The 19,223-nt window shown below is 44.3% G+C and carries 11 protein-coding genes and 1 pseudogene; 4 read left to right on the top strand and 8 right to left on the bottom strand.

Going from position 1 to position 19,223, the window contains the following annotated elements:
• Positions 1-94 precede the first annotated feature (94 nt).
• The 6 genes from NBH01_RS18865 to NBH01_RS18840 form a co-directional block, all read right to left on the bottom strand.
• Positions 95-2,656 (bottom strand): glycoside hydrolase family 3 C-terminal domain-containing protein, encoded by a 2,562-nt coding sequence (locus NBH01_RS18865; RefSeq protein ID WP_225658462.1) that lies wholly within the window; start codon positions 2,654-2,656, stop codon positions 95-97.
• 50 nt (positions 2,657-2,706) lie between these two features.
• Positions 2,707-4,425 (bottom strand): sialate O-acetylesterase, encoded by a 1,719-nt coding sequence (locus NBH01_RS18860; RefSeq protein ID WP_225658461.1) that lies wholly within the window; start codon positions 4,423-4,425, stop codon positions 2,707-2,709.
• Positions 4,426-4,455: 30 nt separating this feature from the next.
• Positions 4,456-7,320 carry a glycoside hydrolase family 3 N-terminal domain-containing protein gene (locus tag NBH01_RS18855; protein ID WP_250700220.1) on the bottom strand — a complete coding sequence of 955 codons (2,865 nt, stop codon included), beginning with the start codon at positions 7,318-7,320 and terminating at the stop codon, positions 4,456-4,458.
• A gap of 66 nt (positions 7,321-7,386) precedes the next feature.
• The gene (locus NBH01_RS26720) at positions 7,387-8,295 is read right to left on the bottom strand and encodes a family 43 glycosylhydrolase (RefSeq protein ID WP_309569042.1); all 909 of its coding nucleotides are present in this window, start codon (positions 8,293-8,295) and stop codon (positions 7,387-7,389) included.
• A 1,423-nt stretch (positions 8,296-9,718) separates the two neighbouring features.
• On the bottom strand, positions 9,719-10,564 hold the full coding sequence (locus NBH01_RS18845) for a patatin-like phospholipase family protein (RefSeq protein WP_055221436.1): 846 nt from the start codon (positions 10,562-10,564) through the stop codon (positions 9,719-9,721).
• On the bottom strand, positions 10,542-12,767 hold the full coding sequence (locus NBH01_RS18840; protein ID WP_225679018.1) for a cation:proton antiporter: 2,226 nt from the start codon (positions 12,765-12,767) through the stop codon (positions 10,542-10,544). The genes NBH01_RS18845 and NBH01_RS18840 overlap by 23 nt, the downstream gene beginning before the upstream one ends.
• 186 nt (positions 12,768-12,953) lie before the next feature.
• Between NBH01_RS18840 and NBH01_RS18835 the strand changes: the two genes are divergently transcribed.
• Complete coding sequence (locus NBH01_RS18835; RefSeq protein WP_008763266.1) at positions 12,954-13,475, top strand: hypothetical protein; 522 nt, start codon at positions 12,954-12,956, stop codon at positions 13,473-13,475.
• A gap of 133 nt (positions 13,476-13,608) precedes the next feature.
• On the opposite strand, the pseudogene btbamG2 reads toward NBH01_RS18835, so the two are convergent.
• Both btbamG2 and btbamH2 read right to left on the bottom strand, forming a co-directional pair.
• Positions 13,609-14,815 (bottom strand): annotated as a pseudogene (gene btbamG2 / locus NBH01_RS18830) (protein BamG2).
• Positions 14,812-16,149, bottom strand: a complete 1,338-nt coding sequence (gene btbamH2, locus NBH01_RS18825) for a protein BamH2 (protein ID WP_250700219.1) — start codon at positions 16,147-16,149, stop codon at positions 14,812-14,814. Before btbamH2 ends, btbamG2 begins: the two are co-directional and overlap by 4 nt.
• A 197-nt stretch (positions 16,150-16,346) precedes the next feature.
• Between btbamH2 and NBH01_RS18820 the strand changes: the two genes are divergently transcribed.
• The 3 genes from NBH01_RS18820 (at position 16,347) to NBH01_RS18810 (ending at position 19,133) form a co-directional block, all read left to right on the top strand.
• Positions 16,347-17,435 carry a Kelch repeat-containing protein gene (locus NBH01_RS18820; protein ID WP_225679021.1) on the top strand — a complete coding sequence of 363 codons (1,089 nt, stop codon included), beginning with the start codon at positions 16,347-16,349 and terminating at the stop codon, positions 17,433-17,435.
• Positions 17,428-17,769 (top strand): DUF4907 domain-containing protein, encoded by a 342-nt coding sequence (locus NBH01_RS18815; RefSeq protein WP_195381121.1) that lies wholly within the window; start codon positions 17,428-17,430, stop codon positions 17,767-17,769. Before NBH01_RS18820 ends, NBH01_RS18815 begins: the two co-directional genes overlap by 8 nt.
• Before the next feature lie 179 nt (positions 17,770-17,948).
• Complete coding sequence (locus tag NBH01_RS18810) at positions 17,949-19,133, top strand: C1 family peptidase (RefSeq protein ID WP_008767754.1); 1,185 nt, start codon at positions 17,949-17,951, stop codon at positions 19,131-19,133.
• Positions 19,134-19,223 lie beyond the last annotated feature (90 nt).

The raw sequence follows: 19,223 nt of genomic DNA, 5'->3' as shown, positions 1-19,223 counted from the left end.
TGTGCCAATAGGGTGGCACAGACTGTGCAATCAGAAGGCATTACCTCAGTGAATGTAATCTTAATCTTCTTTCCGGTTCAAATTTAAATAAAGTCTATAAATCAATGACTGTTTGCAGACGAATATCTTTGGAAGAAGCACCAACCATAACGTCAAATGCCCCTTTGGGTACTACAAACTGTCCTTTTTCTACATCCCAATAGCGAAGTTGCTCTTTATTCAACTTAATCTCTACCCGACGGCTTTCTCCCGATTTCAAAGGAACACGACGGAATCCCTTCAATTCTTTCAAAGGTACAATTCCTCCGGTCTCCGGTATCCGCACATAAACCTGAGCAACCTCATCGCCATTTCTCTTACCGGTATTCTTTAACCGGAATGAAACGGTGACTTCACCGACCCCGTCTTTTACTTGCAGATCGCTGTATGTAAAAGAAGAGTAACTCAGTCCGTAGCCGAACGGATAAAGGACATCTCCTTTGAAATATTTATAAGTACGCCCTTTGGTTATATCATAATCATCAAACGGAGGCAGTTCATCCAAAGACTTGTAGTAGGTGAGCGGCAGACGTCCGGCAGGATTATAATCACCGAACAATACTTCGGCCACGGCGGTTCCTCCCTGTTCACCCGGATACCAGGCATTCACAATGGCAGGAATATGCTCGTCCATCCAGTTAATAGCCAATGAACTGCCTGCTACCAGAACAACAATTATGTTGGGATTCACTTTATAGATTTCCTGCAGAAACTCTCTCTGATCTGCCGGAAGCTGAATATCATACCGGTCCTGTCCTTCACGCTCTATCGATTTATTGATACCCATCACAGCAACTACCGTTTCACATTCGCGAACCGCTTTTCCGGCTTCTCCGTACAAATCGAGACGAGTTGCCTTGCCTATCTGCGGAACTTTCCATTGCAACTTTGCAATGGCATAATCCCGGTTATCATAATATTCCGCTTTCAACTGGTATTCTTTTCCCGCTTCAAGATAAATGGAAGCGGAATCCGTAGATACGGCATGTGCCTGCCACGCATCAATCAGCATCTGATTATCAATGCTCAGGCGGCAACCATCATCGGATGTAAAGCTGAAAGTATAGCGACCGGAAACGGTCAGTTTCAACTTTCCCGTCCAACGGACAGACAGCGGAGATTTGGGCAGGAACGGATCGGGAGCCTGATTGGCAGGTTCAAAGTTGATCCAACTCTCCTTACGCACTCTCGGGGTGCCTTCGAGGCGGGTATTGTCAAAATATTCAGCTTGCAGTCCTTCCGGGAAGTTCTCTCCCTGAATAAGTTCCAGCCCATCGGCAGCAGATTTCCAGGGAGCATAGACGACTTTCACCCGATCGCCTACCCTGTTTCTGATACCTTGCAGTATGGAAACCGGTTCTACTACCGGAGCGCCGCTGTAATCGCCAAATTCACATTTGCCGGCATTGATGCCGACTACTGCGATCGATTTCAGTTTGTCAGCATTCAGCGGAAGCCTGTTTTTCTGATTCTTCAGTAAAACGATACATTGGCGGGCAGCGTCCAGAGCTATCTGCTGATGTTCTTTCGAACCGATCACTGACGGAGAGATTTTAGTATACGGATTTCGTTCCCCGCTATCAAAAAGTCCCAGTTTCATGCGGGCCGTCAGCACATGATAGGCGGCGGAGTCAATATCGGCATCCGATACCATATATTGTTTGTAAGCATTCAATAAGGGGCCGTCATACACATCGTCACCGCATTCAAGGTCGAGTCCCGCCTTGATGGATAAAGTGGCAGCCGCCTCCTTCGTCTTTACATATTTATGGGCATTGACCAGCAAGGCAGGTCCGCCACAATCGGAAACGACATATCCCTGAAATCCCCAGTCCTGACGCAACACCTTTTGCAGCAGCCACGGATTCAGCGTGCAGGGCACATCATTCAGCGCATTATAGGCGGACATGATGGAAGCAGCTTTTCCTTCCTTCACACACATTTCGAAAGCAGGAAAGTAATATTCACGCAGTTGTTTCTCCGATATCTGCGGATTGCAGACAAAGCGATTATGCTCTTCGTTGTTGGCGGCAAAATGCTTGGGAGTAGAAACGATTTTCAGGTAATGCGGATCATCTCCTTGTAGTCCGTTCACAAAGGCTGTTCCCATTATTCCACTCAGGAAAGGGTCTTCTCCATACGTTTCCGGGGTTCGTCCCCAACGCGGGTCGCGTGCCATGTTCACGGTAGGCGACCAGAAAGTCAGCACATCGCTGAATTGTTCTTTCTGTTCTCTTCCCTGATCCAGCTCGTTCCAACGGGCACGCGCCTCATCCGAGATCACTGTAGCTACCCTTTTCTGCAACTCCGGATTCCAGGTTGCTGCCAGTCCAATGGCTTGTGGAAATACGGTGAAACGTCCGGGACGTACTACTCCATGCAATGCTTCATTGCCATGATAGTATTTATCGATACCCAAACGGGGAATGCCGGGAGAAGTGGCACGAAGCAAACTGATCTTCTCTTCCACCGTCAAACGGGAAATCAAATCCATTACCCGTTCATGCACAGGCGCATTTTCATTCTTGTATAGCTCCTGTGCGTGAACGAATGAACAAGACAAGGCTGACAACACACCTGTCAACAAAATCTTTTTATACCTTTTCATCATGATCATTTTTCTACCTTATTTAATAACAAACATGGTAAGCCCCGTACTCTCCCCCATCATTTATCCCAGCTGTCCGTGCGGAAAGGAGATGCCGGCAAGCCTTTCTCGTTATACAGGTTACAACGGGGGCTATTGGAAAATCCGTAACGTACGGCAAGAGGTACAGCCACTTCACTGCTGGACACAATCACCTTATTTCCTTCAATCACCGCATCCGCCCATACAAACTTACGGTCCGCTCCTGCAATGCCGAAGCCTGTCAGCTTCGTCGGTTTCGGATGAGGCGGTTTTCCTGCCGGGATGTACGGAGAAGTTCCCATCACCAACTTTTTACCCTGATTAGTAAACTCCAGAATGATCTTATTTCCTTTCACAGACATCTTTTTATAAAGAGGTCCCATGCCGACAATTTTCTCTCCGTATGCCAGCTTTCGGGCAGCAAGAGCCAGCCGGTGTCCGACATCGTATTTATCTACCGGATGCAAATCGAAAGGATCTCCTACATCGATTGTCACAGCCATTGCCGTGTTGGGCAGATTCAAGGCCTTCAACTGTCCTTCCCGTACCCAGCGCCAGCCGTTTCCTTCGACAGACGGCTCGGGATCTACCGGTTCGAAATTGGGAAGCTGCACATATACGAAAGGAAAATCACCGATTCCCCATTTCTCTCTCCAATCCGTAATCATCCGGGAGAACAGGGTAGCATATTCTTTTCCAGAGCCGCCGGAGTTAAATTCTCCCTGATACCAGATGACTCCCTTTATACTCAAAGGGATTAAAGGAGAAATCATTGCGTTAAACAGATTGGACGGACCGTTATTTCCCCCATTCGGTTTACGCGGATTGGGCGGACGGGGAACTCTGGGCTGTGGTTTGGGAGGAGCCGGCTTTCCAGCTGCTTGTGCTGCCTGCACAGCTATCGCCCATTCTTTTTGTGCCTGATTCCATTCTTTTCCTACCGTTTTATCCCATTCCCTTACCGCTTCATCAAATTCTTTCTGCTTCTGTGGATAAGTGGCGAGTATTTCCGGATTATCTTTCACATTCTTCTCATACGCAGCTACATAGTGAGCCAAAGCCGGTTCTTGTTTCAATCCGGAAAGGCTGGTCCAGGCTTCTGCACGCGTACCTCCCCATGCGGACTGGATAACTCCCAACGGGCGTCCGTTTGCAGCACGCATATCACGTGCAAAGTAATAAGCTGTTGCCGAAAAGCCCTGTCCATTGATCTTAGCCAACATCTCCGGTGTACAAAGCACCCATCTGGCAGCCCGTTCGGGGTTAGATGTTCCCTGAGGAACTTCAATATCGGTCAATGGCTCTAACGACGTATTCTTGGGAACAAAGAACAAACGCAGAAAAGGATCTTCCGAAGCGGCTATATCGTCAGCATATTCTTTTCTTACCTTCATCCCCCATTCCATATTCGATTGTCCGGAAGCAACCCATACATCGCCTACCAACACATCCGAGTAGACAAGTTTGTTCTTACCGGCAATCGTCAGAGTCTGCCCTTCTTTCTTTGTTTTTATCGGTTTCAGGTTCACTCTCCATGTTCCGTCAGTGTCAGCAGTCGTTTTCACTTTCTGTCCGGCAAAGACTACCTCTACAGTTTCTCCGGCATCAGCCCATCCAAAGATGGCAATCTTTGTGTCTTGCTGCAACACCATGTGATCACCGAAGATCAGCGGCATCCGTACATCGGCTTTCATCTTTGTCAGCCCAAAGCTTACGGACAACAAGAATATCCATAATATGAAAAGAAGTCGTTTCATTGTATTAAAAGTTAGGGGAATAAATTAGTACTACATAGACACCATCTTGTATTTGGTCGTAAACGCTACAGGCTGCTTATTCTCTTTTGCCAGCTTGAACGGAATCAGTTTTTCTTCACCTGCTCCCAGTTCATAATGAACGGCATCTCCCACTTTCTTACCATCCACAAACATTTCCACCTTACCGATATCCATCAACGTACCTGTATTTTTCACACTCACCCACACTGTCTTCTGATTCTTGACAAGGTTCTCTTCTACCTTGGACACAGCAAGATCGAAATTGGCACCAAACTCATGTGTATAATTAAGCATTCCCGTGACGCCTTTCTTGTTATCACTATAGCCTACACTATGTTTGATCTCATTTTTAGCTACGTAATCGGGACTCATTCCGCCTACCATGATCTTAAACTCTCCTTTTTCCACGACTCTGTCCATCCGGTCATTAAGCAATGAAATATCATACGGAGTCATTTCAAACGAAACAGTCTTCGATTCTCCCGGCTGCAAATGAATACGGGCAAAGTCTTTCAATTCCATAACACGGGTTTTCACACTGGCATACATATCCGTCACATATAGCTGAGCGACTTCATCACCCGCACGGCTTCCTACGTTCTTCACTGTAGCCTGAACTTCCACATTGCCATTCGCCTTTTCCTGTATCTTCAGATTAGAATATTCGAATGAAGTGTAGCTGAGTCCGAATCCGAAACGGTAAAGCGGATAATATTCCATATCTACATATTCGTAACGGCGTCCTGAAGTCTTGAAGTTATAATACAAAGGAAGTTGTCCTACGTGACGCGGGAATGTCATCGGCAGGCGACCGGCAGGATTGTAATCACCAAACAGTACATCTGCCATAGCCGGACCACCTTCTTGTCCCGGCAACCAGTTTACCAAGATAGCCTTGCACATTTCGGATGCTTTCAGAATATCATAAGGACGGCCTGCCTGAAGAATCAGTATCACCGGCTTTCCGGTTGCACAGACTGCTTCCAGCAATTCCTGCTGTTTGCCCGGAAGGATTAAAGTCGCCCAGTCGTTATTTTCTCCACATGTCTTACGGACATCATTGGTCGCTTCACTGGTAGAGCAGTCACCCAGTACCATAATCACGACATCTGATTGGGAAGCTGCCTTCACAGCTTTCGGAATATTGGTTTCGTCCGGATTGGTAAAGTCACATCCCTGTTCATAAAGAACTTTGGTCTGCTTGCCTACTGCGCCTTTGATACCTGTCAATACCGATTTCAGTTGTCCCGGAAGCAATTTCGGAGTGTAATCGCCCGGCTGCAGGTCATCTGCACCGGGACCCAGACCCGCAATCGTACGCAGTGTCTTTGACAAAGGAAGAAGATTCTCTTTGTTTTCCAGCATTACAATTGATTCACGTGCCGCCTGACGTGCCATTTCCTTATGGCTGTCCGAGTTCCATCCCGGATATATTTTCTTCCAGTCCAGTGGTTTGCAAGGATTCTTTTCAAAGAGTTCGTTGCGGAACATCGTACCCAGCATCGTACGGCATACATTGTCTAGATCTTCCATATTGATACGACCGTCTTTTGCCGCCTGAATCACTTCTTTATTATTGTAAGTATCACCGCAATTGGTTGCAATGCCGGCAGCCAATGCCTGATTGGCAGCTTCAATCTTATCTTTTGCCGTGTAATGTTTACGGGCTGTCAGATTTCCGATAGCGCCACAGTCACTGACAATGAATCCATTGAATCCCCATTCCTGACGCAATATCTGTTGCAGCAGTTCTTTGCTCTTGGCAACCGGAACTCCCATATAGTCGGAATAGGCCATCATCAAAGACTGGCAGTCATAATTACGGATCGCATGACGGAACGGAACCAGATGAATCTCGCGCATTTCACGTTCGGACAAGCCTATATCATGTGAGTCACGTCCACCCAACGGGGCACCATGTCCGCCGAAATGCTTGGGAGTAGTAAACAATCCTCTGGACTGGTATCCTTTGATCCATGCACCTCCTATTTGTGACACCAATACAGGGTCTTCTCCGAAAGTTTCTTCACAGCGCCCCCAACGTGCATCCTGTGCAACGTCCAACACCGGCGACCATGCCTGTTTGGTATTGGCAGCCACTGTCTCGTCTCCGATCACCATAGCCACTTCTTCCGTCAGCTTCCTGTTCCAGGTAGCTCCCATCGCCAAAGCCTGGGGGAAGATAGTAGCACCGCTACCATAAGAGAAACCATGCACCGCTTCTACCTTTGTGATAGGAGGCACGTACAAATGAGGAATACCGGGAATACCCCATCCTTCACGGATCAGTTCCATTTTATCCTCCGGAGTCATCACTGCCAACAAACTTTCCACCCGTTCTTCTACCGGCAGTGACGCGTCCATATACCGACGGTCGGTTACTTTTCCCTGACTGTCCGTCAATACCTTTTCTGCCACAAGAACTGAAATTTCTTTCAGAGAGAAAGGCTTATCCAGCTTTCCTGGCTTAAAATTCAGCTTGACGTGTGCACCGTATTTAGGAGTGAATTTGACTTTCATCTGTTTGTCGCTCCCTTCGATCCGGTAGTTCACGGGAGTTCCCAGATTCATGGGGTCATAAGTGACAAAGATATCCAGTACTTCTTTCAGTTCATTCTTATTGATACCCTGCATCTGAAGGTCCAGTTCACAAACATCTCCGGGCTGCTGAATGGTAAACATCAGCCATTGTTCAGCCTTTAGTGCCTGAGAAGGGATTGTCCACATCGTTTTTACATTCCTGTCAAAGGCTAAAGCAGCATTTTCTGCATTTGCAGAAGCAGATACCGATAATATATCACTCTGTTGCTGTGCCATTGCTACCGAACATGACAATAATCCTACTGCCAATATCCATTTCATTTTGTTTTTCATGCTATATTCGTTTTTCAACTATTATAAGGATTCTATTTATTAATTGCCTGTGTATGGATCTATCTGTTATTTAGTCTGCTTCACCATTTTTATAGTGCCGTCCGGATTGTAGTACAGTTTGTCCACACAGATAGAGCGCAGCCAATCATGACCGGACAATGCACTGTTGTGATAGAAAGAATACCATTGCCCCTTGAATTCGACAATAGAGCCGTGATTGGTATAACTATCAGTGGGTTCCATATAAATACCCTTGTATTCCCAAGGCCCCAGAGGTGAATCACTGATGGCATAACACATTCGGTTATGTTTTTCTCCGTCGTCGTGATTATCAGAATAAGACAAGTAATATTTTCCGTTATACTTATGTATCCAGGTCGCTTCGTGGAAGTCTGAGAGTCCCTCCATAGTCCGCATGGGGCCATCCAGTTCTATCATATTATCTTTCAGTTTGCCACCTTTGCAGGTACCACCGCCACCATTGTAGATATAGGCCTGTCCGTCATCGTCCACAAATACACAAGGATCGATCATCGGGTCCATTCCCTCAATATATCCCTGTACTTTGAATCCTTCCGCAGGCTTGTCACTGGTAGCTACACCGATCTTCCAGCTATCATTCCAGTCTGTTTCACTAGGATGAGGGAAGTAGAAATAGTAGGTGCCGTTTCTGTAAGCACAATCCGGAGCCCACATAAAACCTCCTTCTTTCCGTCCCCACGGCACCTGGTCGGAACTCAGGATTTCTCCATGATCCGTCCAGTGAATCATATCATCGGTCGAGAATACATGATAGCGGTCCATCAAGTCGCATCCGCGCGGAGGAGCAATGTCATGAGAAGCGTACACATACAATCTGCCATCTTCCCAGACATGCGCTGACGGGTCAGCGGTATACATATGCCGGATAAAAGGATTCGGACTTTTCGTATCCAGCTTTGTACTAAATGCCACAGCTTTTTCCTTTCTTAAAATCTTAGCGGCTTCTCCCACCAATTTCAAATAATGATCACTTTCCACACCTTCTTCAAGGGGTACAAATGTACTTTTACCTACGGGCACCTTCTTAGCACATTTAAAGATGGCCGTCCCTTCATCTATTTCATCAAACATAGCCACGTAGATCATTTCAGCACCCGCCCGAATGGCTCCCATCAATTGCGTCCAAAGGAAAGAACCTTTATTGCGGGGAATAAACGAATTATGATCTTTCCCCTTCAGATTTCCCCATGAGAAACCGGGGAAAACCAGCGGAGCATAATCTACCTGATTCTTTTTTGCCCACTGAATATCTTCTTCCACCAGTTTCTGATACTTGGGATAAGTCGTTTCATTATAACGCCCTACAAACCAAGGCATCATGATATCACATTTTCGGATAAGCTCATGCAGGCGGGGATCTGATTCTGTGTCCCCATTCAGTGTACGCCACTGCGTAGGTACTCCAAGCATCACACTGAATCCCTGTGACTTCAAGCCGTCAATAATATGAGCGGCTTCTTTCAGCCCATAGCGACGATTATCATTAAATCCGACTCCCCAAACCGTAACCAGCGGTTTACCATTGTGATACAGATAAGAGGGGTTCTTTGCATGGTCTTTTAAAGAATAGCGTTCTGCTATTTCTGCTATATCTTTCAGCAATAACTGCTCTTCTCCCGGTTGCATGCCGCTCAGGTCGTACATCACGCAGATAGCCCGTTCGTATTTATTAGCAGATTTCATTGCTGAATTCAACACTTTATTAAAATGTTTCAATCCACTTTCGTTCCGTATCTCCGTGATAAAACGCTGCATAAATACTCCGTCCAGTCCATACTCCTGCATCCATTTAAAATGTACATCTACCGTAGATTCATCATGAGAAGAAAAAACATAAGCCGATTTACCGTCAGCAAAGGAAAACTCAGTCTTATAGAGCTTCTTATACTCCGACACTTCCGGCCAAAGGTCTACCGAGCATGACCCCGGCCGAAAACCATTACGTCCATTATAATGATGCCAACCACGGCCCGAGCCGTCACCAGGGGTGTTGAACCACCCCTGATAACCTGCCATGACCAATCCTTTGTAAGAATTATACTGTTTCCCGCCGGATTGTGCCATCACCCCTATTGAAAACAATAAACACACCAACAACCAATCAAACCTTTTTACCATGTTATTCTTTTATTTTTCATGTTATGTTATTAAGTCTGCCAAAAAATATTTTTCAGCAAAGTAAAGGGGCATCCCTTAATAAATACCACAAAAACGAATTAATAATGACTTAAAATCGGATTAATTGAAGAAAAAGAAGAGTATTTGTAGAAATATTATACAGAAATATATAAATATCACAGATATAGTCCGCATTCTTCATGCAGACTATCAACAAAACAGGTCATTTATTATTTACTTAAAATTCGAACAGGTTTCTTGCACAGTCGTATCCTTCCTCATAAAATTCTGTCAGTTTCTGTACATCCCGTTCAATCCGGTCCACCATCACCGGTTTCTGCGGACGGATGACGATGATCTTTCCTTCATCTTCCATCTGTTCCACCATTTCCAGCTGTTCATTGTAAACTGCACACCGACGACTCAATGCCTCACGCAACTTCGGATATTTCCGGTAGACAAAGGATGGAATACGGATATCTTTCGTGTCTTTCCGGTAACCGCGATTACGGGTAAGTACAACCACATTACGGGTGTAACCGTCCGCAATAGCTCTCTGCAAGGGAATAGAGTCTACAATGCCCCCATCAAGCATCGGAACACCATCCACATAAGTGACAGGACAAACAAAAGGCAGGCTACTGGATGCCCGGACAATATCAATCACACGGCTTTTATCCCGTTTCTCTTCAAAATAGTTGGCTTCTCCTGTCATACAATTCGTGGTTACCATCACGAAACGTTCGGGAGAAGCAAAGTATGTATCATAATCATAAGGAAGAATATGTTCGGGAAATTCGTTGAAAAGTAAATCAAAGTCGAGAATGTTACGCTTCCTGAGCAGATGTTTCAGGCCGATATAATTGTATTTCTCCAGCAGGTCAATATTGCTGAACTTGGCACGACCACGCTGGCGGGATGCATACGACAAGCCATTACAGGCTCCTGCCGATACCCCGATCGCATAAGGAAAACGAATATCATGATCCATTAAATAGTCAAGTACCCCACAAGTGAATACTCCCCGCATTCCGCCTCCTTCAAGTACTAACCCCGTATGCTCATCCAATTTCAAGTCTTTCATTTTTTTCTCCCTTATTCTTATTCCGACGGATAACCAGCAATGATGACAATTCCCGCATCACAAGCTCATCCTCGGATAATTTTGTATAGGAAAGATGGCTCATTACCAGCAATCCATCTCTCTCTTTGGTTACTAATTCTTCTACTCCTGCAAACCATACCACTACTATCTGATCAGCATAATGAGCCAACAAGTCATCTATGCACTGATGAAACTCTTCATCGTCCGTTTCAAAAAGGAAAAGGCGCACCGAATGACCATTTTGCAACATTATATTCAGATACGAAAGCAGGAATACATCAATCATTCCTCCCAAAACAAAACTAACCAGTGCTCCTTCCCGATAATTACGATTCACAAATACGGCAACAGGACATTTCACCTGTTCCATTATGTCATCAATCTTATCACGGAAGAGCGTCAGCCATAAAATAGCTCCCGGAGTTCCCGGCATTTCGGGACGGTAATGGCTACCGGCTCCTAAAAGCAACATATCAGGATGCTCTTTGCGAATAAAATGAATCATTTCCTGTACCAGCTTATCCGTCACCCGATAGTGATTGTCCACCTGAATATTCAGTTCGACAGCTCTTTGGTTGAGTAAAGCAAAGCTTTCGCTTTCATAATGCTGGGCATCCAACGGATTCAAATCCGTACCCACTGTATAATGCGCTGCAATCACATGTTCTTTCTTCAACTGCTTCCCGAATAACAAATCATAAATGGAAAGCAGACTGCGCCCGGACTCCGGGCGACCAAAACAAAATATAAGTTTGCGCTTCAAAGATAACTTTTCTTCCCGATGTACAAAGAAACGTTCGACTAAATGTAGCAGCGGAGTGGTCATAAAGGTTGTAACTAGCGCCATAATGACCAAAATTACGAAAATAGACGGGGGAAGAACTCCCATTTCGTAACCAATATTCAATGCCACCAACTCCATCAATCCGCGCGTATTCATTAAGGTACCCACTGTCAGACTATCCTTCCATGACTCACCTACCAGACGGGCAGCTATGGCACAGCCACCGAGCTTACCGACTATGGCCACTGTCACCAGCAACAAACACACCATCCATAACTCCGGACTGTTGATCAGACCTATCTCCGTACGCAAACCTGTGAAAGCAAAGAATAACGGCAGGAAGAAAACCAAAGAAATGTCTTCCACCTTTTCCATCATCACTTTTCGGAAACCCAGATTCGACGGCATCACCACTCCTGCCATGAACGCTCCGAACAAAGCATGAATACCGATAATCTCTGTCAGACAGGAAGAAATGATCAGAATCAACAGGATAAATGCCACAAACGTTTTATTGATCGCCTCCTTATTGGCATACACCTCTCCCACCTTTTTCAGAAACGGACGCACAACCAAAAACATGACTGCAATATACGCCATAGCCAATCCCACAGAATAGAGAGCACTGGCAAAGCTACCCGCCTTTGAAATAGCAATAACAACAGCCAGCAAACACCAGGCAGTCACATCATCATTGGCAGCAGAAGCAATCGCAAGAGTCCCCAAAGGAGTTTTGGTCATATTTCGTTCCTGAATGATACGCGCCAGCACGGGGAAAGCGGTAATACTCATGGAAATGCCTATAAACAAGGCAAAAGGCAGAAAGGGAGTATGATCGGCGGCATACGTTTCGTAAATCCAATAAGAAGACAGGATACCCAGAAAGAAAGGTACTAAAATACCGGCATGACTGATCACCAGCGTTTCATTTATCTTATTTTTCAGCACACTAAAGTCCAGTTCCATACCGATAACGAACATGAAAAGGATCAGCCCGACCTGACTCAGCAATTCAAGATTGGTCAGCGAATGGACAGGGAACAGAAAATGAAAAGCTTCCGGGAAAAAAAGTCCCAAAACAGAAGGCCCCAAGACAATACCTGCTACGATTTCTCCAATCACTCCCGGTTGCCCGATAAGACTAAACAAATAACCGAAAAGACGTACCATCAACAATACGGCAATAATCTGAATAAGTAACGTCGTCAGCGGATGATGCAGATTATCTTGCATAAATTGTAGAAACATGGCAAAAGGCCCGTCTTGTAGCGTGTTTAACGTGTTCGCAGCATGATGTGAAAACCTGTCGCCCTCTTCAATAGCAACATAAATCAACCCTCCAAACAGAAGGAGCATAAGTACATAAATAATATAATTCTTCCGGGCTTTATTCTGCATAAACTTGTTTTTTTGCTATTTGTTGCATAATTATAATAAAAACAAACGAAAAAGGCAGATAGTTTGGCAAAAATAGTAAATATTCAAACAAAATCTTGTTTTTTTGCTTCAATCTATGTAACTTTAGGCTAGCTTAATTGTTTTAAGTAGGAAATTCAAAAAAAGTCCTGCCCGCAGGCAAGCACCATGAGAATACAGTTTGAAATTAAAGAAAAGTTGCCGGAACTCATTGAGGAAATCCTGCATTCCGACAAATGGCAAACTTCCGTGAAGGAAGAAATCAGCGGTCGGACGACCGTCGTGATCCGTGACCAAGCGTATGGTTCAGAAGCAACGATTGAGATTTACGCTCAATCCATCGAAATCAAAACCGCATGGTCAAAGTACTTCTATCGTATATTCGTTGCCAACGATCTTGTCTGGTGTGAATATAACGGTGCCTATCGTGGACTATTGGAACAAGTGCTCCTGCCCACCATCACTCCTAAAGAAAGCCTGCTTGATTCTGATGTTACTGAAAGTTCACTTTATGGACGTGAACATAAGAAGTTAAGAGAATATGCCGAAGACAACCTGAAGCTGAAACAATTCCGCCGGGAAAACTTCAACGAACAGAGGAATGGAACCGCAGCATTCGATCATCCTAAACGGGTTTATGATGAGTTTATAAAAGAAGACTATGTAGTGACACCGAAAGGCAATAAATAATAGAGGTAGGTGTGTCAAAAGTAACTAAATTCCCCTCCTTCCCGAAGGAGGAGAGTTTAGTTACTTTTGACACACCTACCTCTATATTATAAATGATCTCCCTATCCGCCAAATAAAGAAAGTACCCCGCCAGTTACTTCAATTTTGCCTTATAAGTCTTTTCCGAGAAAGTCAGATTCAGAAAAAAAGAAAGTTTCTGCTCTTTAAATCTCCCCGAAGTCACCTTCAGTTGATCTGTATATTTCACTCCTAAAGAAAGCGTACTGCGGCTACGAAACTCAAAATTAAGTCCGGTACTCAGATAATAATTCGTTGTCGTCTTATCATGCACTGAAATATATGAATTTCCCATACCTGCTCCAAGCAATAAACGTACCGGTTTACTATAAGGGTTCCCCAATGTATAGCTGCCTCCCAACATCAAACGATGTTGATTACGAAAACTTATACTGGAATGCGAAGACTCCAACCGACTCCAGTCAACAAACTTATAGTCGATGGAAGCCATCCAGCGCAACGTAGTGTAAGACGCTCCGAATCCGATAAACTGCGGCAAACAAGTGCGATACTTTTTTCCTTTTTCTTCAATGCTTCCGCTGGAACTGCTACTGCTCACCACATGATCATTATCCTGCATCAAGTCTTGAGAATATCCATATACAACTCCTGCTACCGCCGAACGGTAATGATCCAACTTATAGGTATACTGTAATCCGAAATCGGCATAAATCGTATGTTTATGCGAACTATTACTTTCTGTTGCACTCCCTTGAGTTTCTGTTTGTGAAATACTTCCTCCCACATAAGAAAAGTTAGCACCCAGTGAAAACCCTTTCCACAGTTCGTGCGCAACACTGATGCCCATTTTGGATAACCCTCCCTCACCTTGGAAAAGTGAAGTCACCGTACTTCCGTCCGTACCCGCCACATCCTGATCGAGCGATATGGCATACCCTACACTACTGACAGGAGCCATAAAAATAGCTCCATACCAACGGGGAGCTATACGGAATCCAACAGCCAAATTATTAAGATTGCCATTCAGAGAATGATTGCTCGTTCCTGACTGTGAATATTTCAGATAAGACCCGCTGACACCCAAATCGAAAAAGAAATACTGCGGCAATAATCCCGTTAAAGAAGCCGGATTGGCATCATTAATCACATTTTCTCCACGCAATGCAATACCAACTCCCCCCAAGCCTGAATAAATTCCGCCTTCTCCGGTAGACAATTCGCCGAGTCCGAACATGGAAACCGGAGAACTCGTCATATTTTGGGCAGCTACATTCAATAAGTTCGCACCTAGTAGTAAGGATAGATAAAACTCTTCTTTTCATTTCGTATATGTCTTATAATAAATAGTGAGTGATACATTATTATCATGGTCATTCACAGGGTGTTTGCTATCTCCCAGCACCACTCCCTGAACGGTATTATAAAAAGCATTGTCAGAGAGGAATATTTGCAGTTTCTCACGGCTCTCCCCCGCCGTCCCCAGATTATTCTGAATAAACGAGGTGATATCAAACGAATAGTGAGTATCTTCATAATAGACATTATCTTCCACCAGGCTTCCCGTTTGTACGGTATTTCCCGAGATGTCAGTAATGACACTCTGAGTGGCGTTATTCTGGTCTGCCGTATAAAGAGACAACGATTTCGGTAATGGATACTTTCCGTTATACGTACCCTTGATAGGATATAGCTTGAGTACTGCACTTTCAATGGAAACAAGCCTTCCGGTCTGATTCAGATTATTCAGATAGGGAAATTCGATATTGATATACATACCGGTCAGCCCTTGCAGATACACCTGATGTTCGCTCTCGGAAGAAGGCAGTTCATAATCTGTTCCTGCCTTGAGATTCTCCAAAGGAGTATTAGTACGGTCATGTTCCACCTTGGTGTAGTTCAGTGAAGTGCTGGCATTGAACACTAAGGTCTGTTCCGTAGGCTTCTCTTTCAGTTCATGATAATAAAGGGTAATACAAAAACTCGAATCGTTCACCTGAAAGCCGTTAATGCACGTCCCGTTTTCATCGGGAATAAAAGCTATTCCTTTGAAGAAAGCCCGGAAACGATCCTGAGACTCCATACATTCATCATCTTCCAGCATTAAATTAAACCACTTCTTTCCCCATTCGTCAGGCAGGCGCGTTTCATGTAACTCGTTCCGATAGCCGGGTGTAGGACGTATAGAAACAGAACCAAGATGATTATTCTGATTATAGCTAACGTTGGTCTTATTAAACAGGTAACCGTTATCTTCCAGAGAGAGTCCTTGCGATAAACTATATAAGTCAATACGATGATAGACCAGCGTATCCCCCAGATAATCCCCGGAAGTATACCATTTGAACGTGATAGAGTCAAACTGATAGTCAGTAGTCTCATTAAGTGAGTGAGAAGGTACTTGATATTCTGCATAAAACGAAGTTTTTATTTCTCCGTAAAGAGCATCCTTAAATCGCCCGATCTGGCAGATCGTATCTCCCGAAGTTGCCAGCGAGTCGGCTAATAATGTGCTCAGAGTCACCATACACGTATTTGTCACTACATTTATAAAAGAACTCTCTACCCATTTACTTCCAATGGAAGAAGATTCATCCCTACAGGAGAATATTGTACAAAATAAGAGTAATGAATAAAAAAGTGTAATTAATAGTCTCATAATGAATATTATTTTTGAGTTGCAAAGGAACCCCTTTAGGAAAGCATCCCCAAAATTAATCGACTATTTCCCGCTATTTATAGACTCGGTTTTGTTCGATAGAGAAAATAGGGCTATTTGTCGATATCTTTTTTCTTCAACCGCATTGATAGCTACATTTGCCCCAAGTTTAAAACGTAATAAAACGAATGGAAATAATGAAAAAACTACAACTGTTATTAGTATCAATAGCTATGCTATCCATGTTCTCATGTTCAGATGATGATGACGACACATTAGGTGTGTGGTATCGCCGTTCTGATTTCGACGGAAGGGCAAGGGAGGACGCAGCCGGATTTGTGATAGATAACCGGGGATATTTGTGCGGTGGATATCGGGGAAAAGACCAGCGGGAAAGAGACTGTTGGGAATATAATATCGATAACGACTGGTGGACGCAATGTGCCGACCTTCCCGAAGAGGCGGCGGCCCGGAACGGGGCTGTCGGATTTGCGATCAACTCCAAAGGATATGTGACTACGGAATATACCGTATACAGAGATGACGATCCACTACATACCGGAGGATATGCATATTTAAAAGATACATGGGAATATGAACCGGCAACGGACACCTGGAAACAGATGGATGACTACCCCGGAGATGCCCGAATCAACGCCATAGCCTTCGCTATCGGTAATTACGGTTATGTAGGCACCGGTCAGTCTAAAGATGATAAACAGACCAAGGACTTTTACCGCTTTGATCCGACAGCCGCTTCCGGCAGCCAATGGACTATCGTCAACGGATTCGGCGGTCAGAAAAGAACCGGCGGACTCTCCTTTATTATCGATAATGTCGCCTACATTGTCGGAGGAACAAACAATGGTAAGGATGTCGATGACTTCTGGAAGTTCGATCCCAGCAAAAGTGAAGAGAACAAATGGGTACGTCTCCGTGACATTACAGACCAGAGCAGTGACGACTATGATGACGATTACAAATCAATCACCCGCACCTACGGCTGTGCTTTTATTATAGACGATCAGGCATATATCACTTTAGGACAAACAGCCTCCGGTAGCTTCCGAAGTAACTACTGGATATACGATCCTGCTAAAGACTTATGGCGCAGCAGTGAAACGGAAGATGATTTTGACTACACTCCTTTCGAAGGAAGTTCACGCATCAAAGCGGTTTGTTTCGCTACCGGCAGACGAGGTATTATCACTACCGGAGGCAGCAGCAGCTATTATTATGACGATACATGGGAGTTACATCCATATGAATGGGAAGAGAATGACTAAGAGAAAGATACTCGGATGCTCTGTTACAGGAATATTGATAGTAATCGTTTGTCTGTCTTTTTCCAAAACATCTTTTTCTAAAACAGATTCTTCTGCCTCTTCTTTTTCAATGGAAGTGATTGAGGTAAACGGAGGATATGGCTATCAAATATCTCACAATAATCATATAACGATTTTTCAGCCTTTCATACCCAGTGTTTCCGGTAAAAAACCTTTCATGGAGAAAAGGGATGCCGAACAAGTCGGACAGTTAGTAATGAAACGGATGAAAAGCGGAGAGAGTTATACTGTTACTCTAGATGATTTAGAAAGTCTCGGGATCAAAATAAAATAAATGTAAAAAGAGGAAAAGGTGATCACATACGATTGCCTTTTCCTCTTTTTATATAGTAAAGAAGGTGGGATACAGCATTTTCTACTCTTTTTTTATGCAAAATCTATGCAAGAATATGGAATTCCTCCAAGGAATCCATATCTTTGTAACCAAAACAATTTAATATTAATTTCATCAGAATGAAAAAGAGTATCCTTATCGCTGCCTTAGGCCTGTTCAGCCTAAGCGCAATGGCACAAGACGCAAAACCCGAAGAGGGCTTCGTTTTCACAACAGTGAAAGAAAATCCGATTACTTCTATCAAAAACCAGAATCGTTCGAGTACTTGCTGGAGTTTCTCTGCTTTGGGATTCCTGGAATCAGAACTACTACGTTTGGGTAAAGGCGAATACGACCTTTCGGAAATGTTTGTTGTACACAAAACAATGGAAGACCGCGGAACAAACTATGTACGCTATCATGGCGACAGTTCTTTCTCTCCCGGCGGAAGTTTCTATGACATCATCTATTGTATGAAGAATTACGGACTGGTTCCGCAAGAAGCAATGCCGGGTATCATGTATGGTGATACACTGCCGGTACACAATGAACTGGACGCTGTTGCAGAAGGATACATCAATGCAATCGCCAAAGGTAAACTTACTAAACTGACTCCGGTATGGAAGAAAGGTCTTAGCGCCATCTACGATACTTATTTGGGAGCGTGCCCGGAGAATTTCACTTACAAAGGCAAGGAATATACTCCGAAGACTTTCGCTGAATCACTCGGACTGAAAGCTGAAGATTATGTATCACTGACTTCATATACACACCATCCTTTCTATTCTCAATTCGCTATCGAGATTCAGGACAACTGGCGTAATGGTCTGTCCTACAATCTTCCGCTCGACGAGTTCATGGCTGTAATGGACAACGCTGTAAAGCAAGGATATACATTCGCATGGGGTAGTGACGTCAGCGAACAAGGTTTCACCCGTGACGGTGTTGCCGTAATGCCGGATGCTGCCAAAGGGGCAGAACTTACCGGCTCGGATATGGCTCGCTGGACAGGTCTGACTGCTGCCGATAAACGCAAAGAACTGACTTCCAAACCGCTTCCGGAAATGGAAATCACTCAGGAAATGCGCCAGACTGCTTTCGACAACTGGGAAACTACAGATGACCACGGAATGGTAATCTACGGTATCGCCAAAGATCAGAATGGAAAAGAATACTTTATGGTAAAGAACTCTTGGGGTACAAGTGGTAAGTACAAAGGTATCTGGTATGCATCCAAAGCATTCGTTGCTTACAAAACAATGAATATCCTGGTACACAAAGATGCACTGCCTAAAGAAATTGCAAAGAAACTAGGTATCAAATAAAGATTCACTCTTATTTAAACATAAAAGCTCCGGAAGTTAAGATGACTTCCGGAGCTTTTATGTTTAATGATGTTCTCTTCTATACTGTAA

This window comes from Bacteroides sp. B1-V-101, from assembly GCF_023656585.1.
GTDB classification, from domain to species: domain Bacteria; phylum Bacteroidota; class Bacteroidia; order Bacteroidales; family Bacteroidaceae; genus Bacteroides; species Bacteroides thetaiotaomicron.
Note: the sequence above shows the minus strand (reverse complement) of the source record. Positions and strands in the feature narration are given on the sequence as shown.